The sequence below is a fragment of the Kribbella soli genome, assembly GCF_004331345.1.
In the GTDB taxonomy this organism is placed as follows: Bacteria; Actinomycetota; Actinomycetes; order Propionibacteriales; family Kribbellaceae; genus Kribbella; species Kribbella soli.
Genome location: NZ_SJJZ01000005.1, coordinates 685548 through 694036, shown reverse-complemented (window position 1 = coordinate 694036; position 8489 = coordinate 685548). Strand labels below are relative to the sequence as shown.

The 8489-nt window shown below is 67.7% G+C and carries 10 protein-coding genes; 3 read left to right on the top strand and 7 right to left on the bottom strand.

Annotation, left to right across the window (positions count from 1 at the left end; translation table 11 throughout):
• Window positions 1-774 precede the first annotated feature (774 nt).
• Complete coding sequence (locus tag E0H45_RS39050) at window positions 775-1509, top strand: class I SAM-dependent methyltransferase (RefSeq protein WP_131347201.1); 735 nt, start codon at window positions 775-777, stop codon at window positions 1507-1509.
• Here the strand turns inward: E0H45_RS39050 and E0H45_RS39045 are convergent.
• The 3 genes from E0H45_RS39045 to E0H45_RS39035 all read right to left on the bottom strand — a co-directional run bounded on the left by E0H45_RS39045 (window position 1451) and on the right by E0H45_RS39035 (window position 2358).
• Window positions 1451-1678 (bottom strand): hypothetical protein, encoded by a 228-nt coding sequence (locus E0H45_RS39045; RefSeq protein WP_131347199.1) that lies wholly within the window; start codon window positions 1676-1678, stop codon window positions 1451-1453. The genes E0H45_RS39050 and E0H45_RS39045 overlap by 59 nt on opposite strands.
• 70 nt (window positions 1679-1748) lie before the next feature.
• Window positions 1749-1952 carry a KTSC domain-containing protein gene (locus E0H45_RS39040; RefSeq protein WP_131347197.1) on the bottom strand — a complete coding sequence of 68 codons (204 nt, stop codon included), beginning with the start codon at window positions 1950-1952 and terminating at the stop codon, window positions 1749-1751.
• Window positions 1953-2004: 52 nt separating this feature from the next.
• Window positions 2005-2358: a helix-turn-helix domain-containing protein gene (locus E0H45_RS39035; RefSeq protein WP_130387747.1), complete on the bottom strand. Its 354-nt coding sequence runs from the start codon at window positions 2356-2358 to the stop codon at window positions 2005-2007.
• 138 nt (window positions 2359-2496) lie between these two features.
• Here E0H45_RS39035 and E0H45_RS39030 point away from each other — a divergent pair, with 138 nt between their 5' ends.
• Complete coding sequence (locus E0H45_RS39030; RefSeq protein WP_238155644.1) at window positions 2497-2790, top strand: hypothetical protein; 294 nt, start codon at window positions 2497-2499, stop codon at window positions 2788-2790.
• A gap of 59 nt (window positions 2791-2849) precedes the next feature.
• On the opposite strand, the gene E0H45_RS39025 is transcribed toward E0H45_RS39030, so the two are convergent.
• Window positions 2850-3902, bottom strand: coding sequence for a hypothetical protein (locus E0H45_RS39025; protein ID WP_131347195.1), 1053 nt, complete (start codon window positions 3900-3902; stop codon window positions 2850-2852).
• 89 nt (window positions 3903-3991) lie between these two features.
• Window positions 3992-4621 (bottom strand): hypothetical protein, encoded by a 630-nt coding sequence (locus E0H45_RS39020; RefSeq protein ID WP_131347193.1) that lies wholly within the window; start codon window positions 4619-4621, stop codon window positions 3992-3994.
• 200 nt (window positions 4622-4821) lie between these two features.
• On the opposite strand from E0H45_RS39020, the gene E0H45_RS39015 reads away from it, so the two are divergent.
• Window positions 4822-5646, top strand: coding sequence for an aldo/keto reductase (locus tag E0H45_RS39015; protein WP_131347191.1), 825 nt, complete (start codon window positions 4822-4824; stop codon window positions 5644-5646).
• A 2-nt stretch (window positions 5647-5648) separates the two neighbouring features.
• On the opposite strand, the gene E0H45_RS39010 is transcribed toward E0H45_RS39015, so the two are convergent.
• The gene (locus tag E0H45_RS39010; RefSeq protein WP_131347189.1) at window positions 5649-6719 is read right to left on the bottom strand and encodes a class I SAM-dependent methyltransferase; all 1071 of its coding nucleotides are present in this window, start codon (window positions 6717-6719) and stop codon (window positions 5649-5651) included.
• 62 nt (window positions 6720-6781) lie between these two features.
• On the bottom strand, window positions 6782-8416 hold the full coding sequence (locus E0H45_RS43525; RefSeq protein WP_131347187.1) for a helix-turn-helix transcriptional regulator: 1635 nt from the start codon (window positions 8414-8416) through the stop codon (window positions 6782-6784).
• Window positions 8417-8489: the final 73 nt, after the last annotated feature.

Sequence of the window (8489 nt, the reverse complement as noted above, 5' to 3'; positions counted from 1 at the left end):
GGGTGAAAAAGATGCCCAATGCCTGTGAACGGGGATACTTCAATTTCGGCATTGACTTTCGGCACGCTGTTGAGTTCTCAAGAATCGGACGCACACCGCGCTTCAGACTTTCGTTTGAAGCTCCGGGGCAACTCGCCCAACTTTACTGTTTCGCTTCCAGCCGGTCAAATCGGCCTTTTCGATCCAGTCTCCCTGCGCGACTCAGTGTCCGAAACCCGCCGAGGCGTGTTTCGGCTTCCGAGACCTTCAGGGAGTTTGTTGAAGGGCCGGCCGCTTTCGCGTCCTGCGCCTCGCTCCAACAAGAAGAACATTACTGACATTCGTGGTGCAGATGCAAATCGGGGTCCCGGACCCTCGTCCGAGCCTCCCGGCACCTGCCCTCGGCACCGTGATCCGGCGTCGAGGGAAGCAGTGCTGGTCCCTCTGTTCACTCCACTCGCACGCGTCTCCGCGAGCGACACTTCCATCATGCCGCACCGCACAAGTCGTTTTCGGGCGGGAGCCCCATGCAGGGCGCAAGGCACCCGGGAGACGACAAGGTGGGAGCCAGTCGGCTCCCACCTGTCACGTACAGCACCGCCCAGCAGACGCCTCTCGGCGAGTGGCCGCTCGTAGCGGCTTAGGTTGAGGCCCGGGGTCATGTTCCGGACGGCACCAGGTGTAACTCCACTCCCCCGGGACCTATTCCCGCACACACACGACCCAGGCGCCTCCCCGCTGCAACGAACAGTTGACCGCGCGCACCGCACCGCAAGCCGTCGTACTGTCGCCCCTATGTCTCCTGGCTTCCAGAGAGCGCTGGCCACCCTGGCTCGCTTCAATGACGCACATCCTTGGTCGCACAACGACGCATACGCGGCGCTCGTCCTCCACCATGCACGTCGCGTCCGCGCAGCCGGTGGGACGGAGGCGCTGGACGTGGGCTGCGGAACAGGAAACCTCGTCCGCCGGCTTGCCGGTGTCTTCCCCGCCGCCACCGGCATCGAGCCCGACGCCTCAACCGCGGCGCAGGCTCGGCGCACAACCGCAGACCTCACCAACGTCCGCATCCTGACGCAACCCTTCAACGAGCTCCAGGGCAACCGCTACGACCTGATCACCTTCGTGGCGGTGCTGCACCACCTGCCGTTGAAGGCGACGCTCGAGAAGACGCGCGAGTTGCTGCGCCCGGGTGGCCGGCTCGTCGTGGTCGGCATCAGCCGAGAAGCGCCCGCAGACCTTCCCTGGTCGATCGCCTCCATGGTCCTGAACCCGATCGTTGGCATCGCCAAGCACCCTCGACGATCACACACGATCCCCGCGCACATGACCGCTCCGACGGCCATGGCCGAGGAATCGTTCGAGGAGATTGCCCTCGCAGCCGAACACACCCTGCCGGGCGCGCGACTCAGACGCAGCCTGTTCTGGCGCTACACGCTGTGCTGGAAAGCCCCAGGCTCGCCGTGGCCGGCTATCGCGACGGCTGAGGTGCCGAACAGTCGATCTTCGGGTTGGCGCCGACGTAGTTGAGCGGTCCCGCGACGACCGTGACGAGCACTGTGCCGACCTTGGCGCACGACGTGCGCGAACTCTCGAAGTAGTTCCGCTGGGCCGCAGCCGCCAGGCCGATGAGCAGCCAGACGAGCACGACGATCGTGATGGCCCGGGAACGGGACGTGGAAATTCTGCGGGTAGGCATGTCCATCTCCTGCCGTGGACGAACCCCCGTGCGACCCACCTCAAGTGCCCGCTGCGAACGTGACAGAAACTCAGATCTCGCGGACGTCGTAATACGGCTTGATGTGCTTGTTGACGTACGCGCCGATGCTCGGTGCGGCCAGGAGCGCCGCATAGGTCGGCTGCGGTACGTCGAAGTACTGGTAGATGTAGCCGTTGACGTACTCGAGCTCGAGCGTGCCGTCGGACCATCCGACCGATCGCACACTCGACGAATTCACCAGGCGTCGCCTCATCCGCGGCTCCTTCCGCGCTCGCACTGCGGCGCCCAGTCTGCCCTTCCGGCAGTCAAGGCGAGGGCGATCGCTCCGGATCCTCGGCCTGCAGGCGTGCCAGGACGCGCGTCAGGTCGCCGAGCGCCGTGTTGAGCTGAGTCAGCACGGTCTTGTCGATCGGTCCCCGGCCCTGGTCGAGGCCGAGGTTCGCCGCGAACCGGAGATGGGCGTCGGGCGGCGCCTTCTTGAGGTAGGTGTCGAGGGCCTCCTGGAGAAAGGGACTGGGCACGAGCTCGGGTCTCTCGCGCCACTTCGTGAGCGTGCGCGGCGAGATGCCGAGCTGCTCGGCGAAGGCTTCGTTCGTCAGCCGCAGCGCCGTACGCAAGGCGTGCGCATGCCGGCCGGTCCATTCCTCGATGACTGTCATCCATGCTCTCCCTTGCGTGTCAATTACTCCCTGCAATGAGAATATTCGTTTCGGTCACCGCCGGTGGGCAGAATTTGTGCGCTGTGGATACCGGTTGAGTTCCTGGTGAGGACGCCCGGCCGCGCGTTGACTTGGCGCATGGACGAGATCAGCGGGAGAACCGCGACGCTGCTGCGCACCACGCGACAGCGTCATCTGCGCATCGCGAGCAAGTCCGGACCACGCCGCTTCGAGCTGGTCCGGTACCGCGACATTTCCGGTGTCAGCGGTACGGGCGTTGTCGCGGAGGGAGTCGAGTGGAGCGACGGGACGGTCGCACTGCGCTGGGGCGGCCACTACCCGACCACGACCGTGTGGCAGGACGGGATCGACGCGCTGGTGAGCATCCACGGGCACAACGGTGCGACCACGGTTCGCTGGCTGGACGACTAGTCATGCGCACTCGACTCCGGTGGGGCGGGCCCACCCTGCAGACAGCCCGCCTCACCGGACTATTCGGTGAAGAACTGCTCCCGGTACGCCGTGCCCGGCTCGGACCTGGAGCCATTCAGTTCGGACCGGACGGGACCGGTCTCATGACGGCCGTCCTCGCCGGCACCGGCATCCCTCGGCACCGCACGCTGCTCCGAATCCCCCGAGCCGTCCTCGGCCGGAACAGTGCTGTCCCGGCCCGGAGCGGTGTCGTCCTGGGCGGCCTCGGCCAGGTCCTCTATTGCCGTGCTGAAGGCGAGTTCGGCGCGGGTCGGCCGTTGGCGTTCGATCTCCTCGGCGGTTGTTCGCCGTACCGGGAGATCGTTCGCCGCGGCCGACAGTTCGGCGAGAGTGTCGAGCAGACCGAGGGCCGTCTCGACCTCACCCGGATGGTTGACCATCCACCAGACCGCGGCCGATCCAGGCGTGGCGAAGACGTCGTCCTTCAGGTACGCGCGTTTGTCCTGCTCCATCCGGCGTTCGAGCAGCGTGGTCTGCTCGCGGCGATGCAGGGCGGCGAGGTGCTGCAGGTGCTTCTGATCCGCGTCCGGCAGCCGCAGTCGTACTTCGGTCGCCCAACTCCGCACCTGCCCCTTCTCGTCCAGCGCCGGCTCGCCGAGGAGCGCCGCCAAGCGGTGCTGGTTGAGAGACTCCTCGGTCACCTGCTGCCGTACGGTCAGCGCTCGCGCCCTGTCCAGCAACGCATCGACCGCGACCGCGCCGAGGTCCGCATGGCGCGAACCCGACAGCACCGTCGACCACTGCACGACGGCCGAGAAGCTGAACTGGAAGTCCGGCGACGCCGACGGCAACCGCACGTCGGCGACCGTCCTCGACGGCGGTCCGGAGAAGACCGGCTCCGGATCCGGGAGTACGACGGACGGCGCCGGCGCCTGCTTCGTGACGACAGGACGGGGCTCGTCGGGCTGCTTCCACACAACGGCCAGCAACACCAACAGCACCACGGTCAGCACCACAGCCGCCCAAGCCGGCAGCCCAACGATCAGCGAAACGACGTACAGAACCAGCACAATCGCGGCAGCCGTGAGGAGGGAGTTCCGGTGGAGCTTCATGGCGGCGTTCCTTCACCGGCGTCAGGCGGACGACGAGTCCCCAAAAGTCTCACACGGCTCACCCAAAGTAGCCGCCGGGCGCGTGTCGGTCAGCCGGTGAGGGAGCGGAGGGCTTGGCGGGAGGGGGTTAGGAGGACTGGTTTGTAGGGGCAGGGTTTGTCGGTGAGGGTTTCGTAGGCCCGGATGGCTCGGTTGGCGGCGTCCCAGCCTTGTTCGGCGGGGGTGCGGCCGAGGCCTCGGTTGCGGACCAGGGCGCCGTAGAAGGCGGAGCAGAAGACGGTGGCTTCGTACCAGCCGATGACGGTGCTGGTGCCGATGTAGGTGACGTCGCCCTGGATGCAGTCGCGGATGGCGCGTTGCCACTTGCCGATGCCGGTCTTGCAGCCGTCGGCGATGACCACGCCGCTGGCGATTCCCCACTGGTGGTCGAGGAACCAGTCGGCGAGGGACTTCAGCGACACCTGGGTCTTGCCGTCGGTGGACAGGAACGACGGCTCCTCGCTGTGATCACCGTGTGCCATCACGTGCAGGACGGTCGACGGGGTGGTGAGGGCCGAGAACGCGGTCTCGTGGTCGCGGGTCCGGACGAAGTTCACGTCGATGAAGGGCTGGTCCCAGCCGGCGTTGATGTTGCCGGTGATGCCCTGCACGAACGACATCGACGCGTCGAACGAACTGTCCAGACCGAGATCCACGAGAGTGACCAGCCGATTCTTCACAAGCCCACCCCTCCAACGCTTTTCGTCGCCCGTCGCACCATGATGACCCACGGGTCCGACAGTTCGCGTACGGATATCCCGGCGCTGAGACAGCCGGTTCCAGCCGTACGCCGTACGGCGGAATCGGGAGACCGCGACGGCGGGTGCGGACCGTGATCGGCCTATCGTGGCCAGGCGCGTACGCCGAAGGAGGAGACAGGATGAGTCAGGTTCCAACAGTCACGTTGAGTCACGGAACCGCGATGCCGCGGGTCGGGCTCGGGACATCGCCGATGAACGACGCGGACGCCGAGCGGGCGGTGAGTACGGCGCTCGAGCTCGGGTACCGATTGATCGATACCGCGGAGAACTACCGGAACGAGGTCGGCGTCGGACGGGCGCTGCGGAACGCGCCGCGCGACGAGGTGTTCGTGACGTCGAAGTTCAACAAACGCTGGCACAGCGTCGACGGGCCGCGCCAGGCGTTCGACGCGAGCGCCGAGAAACTCGGCGTCGAGTACCTGGACCTCCTGCTCATCCACTGGCCGAATCCCGAGCAGGACCGGTACGTCGAAGCATGGCAAGGACTCATCGCGCTCCGCGAAGCCGGCCTGGTGCGCGCGATCGGTACGTCGAACTTCAAACCCACGCACCTGCAACGGCTGATCGACGAAACCGGCGTCGCGCCCGAGGTGAACCAGGTCCAGCTCAGCCCGGTCTGGGCGAAATCCGCCGAACGCGAGTTCCACCAGCAGCACGGGATCGTGACGGAAGCCTGGAGCCCGCTCGGCAAGGGAACGGACCTGCTCACGCACCCAGCGGTGCAAGAGATCGCGAAGGCCCACGACCGAGCGCCGGGTCAGGTCGTGCTGCGGTGGGAGACACAGCAGGGCGTCGTCCCGATCCCGAAGTCCGCCGACCGCGGGCGGCTCGCGGACAACCTGGCGATCTTCGACTTCGACCTGACCGACGCCGAGCTGGCCGCCCTGTCAGCTCTGGACGGCACCGCCAAACCCCCGGCCGACTCCGACCACAGCGGCCACTAGACCTACTTCTGAGCGATGTAGTAGGCGTTGAAGGCATCAGCCTCCACGTTGGTGACCTGCACCGAGGAGAAGCCGGCCTCGGCCAGCATTTGGCGGGCCTTCTGCTCACCCCAGACCGTCCCCAATCCGTCCCCGCCGAGTGACAGCGAGACAGTCATGCAGTGCATGGTCGAGACGCCGTAGAGGAAGGTCGCGAAGGGGTTGTCCAGGTTCTCCTCGAGGTTGCTGGAGGCCTGGATGTCGACCATCAGGAAGGTGCCGCCAGGGCGCAAGGCCGCCGCGATGCCGGCCAGGACGTGGGCGGGGTGGGCCTGGTCATGGATCGCGTCGAAGGCGGTCACCAGGTCGAAGCGCTCGTGCTCTCCCAGCTCGGCGACGTCGCGGACGACGAAGTCGGCGTTGGTCAGACCGAGCGCCGCCGCCTCGGCGCGGCCGGCAGCGATGCCTTCGGCGGAGAAGTCGTAGCCGACACAGCGGCTGCGGCGGTAGGCCCCGGCGATCAGATTGATGGCGTGCCCGCTGCCGCAGCCCACGTCCGCGACCTCGATCCCCTCCTCGAGCCGCTCCGGCAGCCCGGGCACCAGCGGCAGGATCGAGTCGAGCAGCGCGGCGTCGAACACTGCACCGCTGTCCTCGGCCATCAGCCGGTGGAACTCGGTGAATTCCTCGTACTGCACGCCACCACCGTGGCGGAAGCAGTCCACGAGCCGCGACTCGACCCCGGCGAGCAAGGCGATGAACTGGGTCGCGGCAGCCAGGTTGTCCGGTCCCCCGGCCCGGGTCAGGAAGACCGCATGTTCGCGCGGCAACCAGTAGGTACGGCCGGCGGCGTCGTACTCGACGACGCGGGCGACGGTCATCGCACCCAGCCATTCCCGGACGTACCGCTCGTTCAGGCCGGTCGCGCCGGCCAGTTCGTGACTGGTTGTCGGCGGCAGCTCGGCGAGCGTGTCGAAGAGGCCGACCTGGTGGCCGATGCTCAGCATCAGCGCGAGCATTCCGTGATTGAGTACGTCGCCCATCTGTGCGCCGAAGGCCTCGACGCGCGTGGTGTCCAGCAATGCTTCACTCATTGTCCTTACCTCCCACGGACAGCGTCCCGTGGGGAGGTCGGACCGCGCATCGGTGAACTCGCCTATTCGGTCGCCCGGTTGAGGCAGGCGGCCGCCTCGGTCCGATTCCGGACGCCGAGCTTGGACAGGATGCTCGCGACGTGGTGCTCGACGGTACGGCGGCTGATGTACAGGCGGGCCGCGATCTCCGGATTGGGCAGGCCTTCGGCGAGTACGGCGAGGACGTCGTGCTCCCGCTTCGTCAGCAGGCTGAGCCCTCTCGGACCGAGGCGACGAGCCACGGTCGCACCCGCCGAGCGCAGCCAGGCGGCCGCGGCGTCCGCATCAGCGGACGCGCCCAGATCCTCGAAGACGCCGTGCGCGATCCGCACCTCGGCGACGGCCGGAGCGAGGTCGTAGCCGGCCATGGCGTCGGCCAGCATCATCCGAGTGCGCGCAACCTCGAGCGGCATCTCCAGCAGACCGAACCAGGACAACGCGGCGGTCAGCCGGGCGACGGCCTCGCGTGACTTCCCCTGTGCCGTGAGAGCCCGTCCACACAGGCGGGCAGCGCGTGCTGCGATCAGACCGCTGTCAGTCGCCGTACCCAGCGCAGTCAGCTGCTCAGCCTCCGCAGCAGCTCCCGCGATGTCACCGGCGGCCAAGCAGGCGGAGCCGAGCACCTCACGAAGCCGCGCTTCCTCCAGAGGATGCGCGGAGTCGAGCTGGCGTCGTACCAGGGACACGACCATCGCCGTCTCCCCCGCGGCCAGATACAGCGCTGCCAGCAAGGGCTGTACGACGGGGCGGTCCTCGAAACCGGTGAGCAGCCGACGCGCTTCGGCAAACTGGCCCTGTCCGAGCCGGAGCTCAGCTAGGAACGCTGCCGCCTCGGCCCGGATCGCCGGCATCGCATCGCGCGCCAACTCGGTCGCAGCGGTCAGTTCGGTCTCGGCTCGCGGCCAGTCACCGATGGACACCAGTACGGCGCCGTACGACGCCCGGCAGGTCGCGTGGAGGTACGGGCAGCCGTAGCGCTCTATGAAACCGTCGAGCGAACGCGTCCACTGAACAACGCGGAGGAAGTCGCCACCGCGTACGCACGACCGCATCAGCAGACAGCTCGTGAAGACCACGGTGTCGGGTCGGGCGCCCTCACCACCCAGCGCACCGGCCAGGGCCTCGTCCAGCAACGCCATCCCCTCGAGCACCTGCCCGAGGTTGACCAGCGCCGAGCCCCAGAGACTGAGCGCACACAGCTCGAGGTCGTGCTCGCCGACGGACACAGCAACGTCGTACGCCGCTTCCGCGCTGCTGACGACGCGCGCCGGGTCGTCCGTGGATCCGGCCTGGGCGAGCGAAGCCCACGCGACCACCACCGGGTCACCGACCTGCGACGCGATACGGACCGCGCGGGCAGCCCAGCCTTGCGCCGCGGCACGGTGGCCGAAGTTGGCGTCGTACAGAAGGCTCAGACCCAGGGCCGTGAAGACGGCCCGGGCTGGGTCGCTGCGGCTGAACAGTGCGTACGCCCGTTCCCAGCAGGCGAAAGCGGCGCGGGTGTCCCCGAGCCACCAATGGGCGTCGCCCAGCCCAGAGAGGCCTGCGGCGCTGGCCTCGCGGCTCACCGCCGAGTCGAACGCGGTCCGCGCCGCGATCCACTCCCCGTCGCCGAGCGCTTGCTCCCCGGCCGCGAGGAGACCGTCGATCTCCTCCACAGCTTCGACGGTAGACGCGCTGCGGCCCCCGGGGAAAGTGGGAAGTTCCCGGGGGCCGTGGCGCTATCAGCTG

What these genes read in the sequence shown, in the direction of transcription:
- E0H45_RS39050 (WP_131347201.1), top strand. Translation starts at nt 775, where the DNA reads ATGTCTCCTGGCTTCCAGAGAGCGCTGGCCACCCTGGCTCGCTTCAAT.
- E0H45_RS39045 (WP_131347199.1), bottom strand. Translation starts at nt 1,678, where the DNA reads ATGCCTACCCGCAGAATTTCCACGTCCCGTTCCCGGGCCATCACGATC.
- E0H45_RS39040 (WP_131347197.1), bottom strand. Translation starts at nt 1,952, where the DNA reads ATGAGGCGACGCCTGGTGAATTCGTCGAGTGTGCGATCGGTCGGATGG.
- E0H45_RS39035 (WP_130387747.1), bottom strand. Translation starts at nt 2,358, where the DNA reads ATGACAGTCATCGAGGAATGGACCGGCCGGCATGCGCACGCCTTGCGT.
- E0H45_RS39030 (WP_238155644.1), top strand. Translation starts at nt 2,497, where the DNA reads ATGGACGAGATCAGCGGGAGAACCGCGACGCTGCTGCGCACCACGCGA.
- E0H45_RS39025 (WP_131347195.1), bottom strand. Translation starts at nt 3,902, where the DNA reads ATGAAGCTCCACCGGAACTCCCTCCTCACGGCTGCCGCGATTGTGCTG.
- E0H45_RS39015 (WP_131347191.1), top strand. Translation starts at nt 4,822, where the DNA reads ATGAGTCAGGTTCCAACAGTCACGTTGAGTCACGGAACCGCGATGCCG.
- E0H45_RS39010 (WP_131347189.1), bottom strand. Translation starts at nt 6,719, where the DNA reads ATGAGTGAAGCATTGCTGGACACCACGCGCGTCGAGGCCTTCGGCGCA.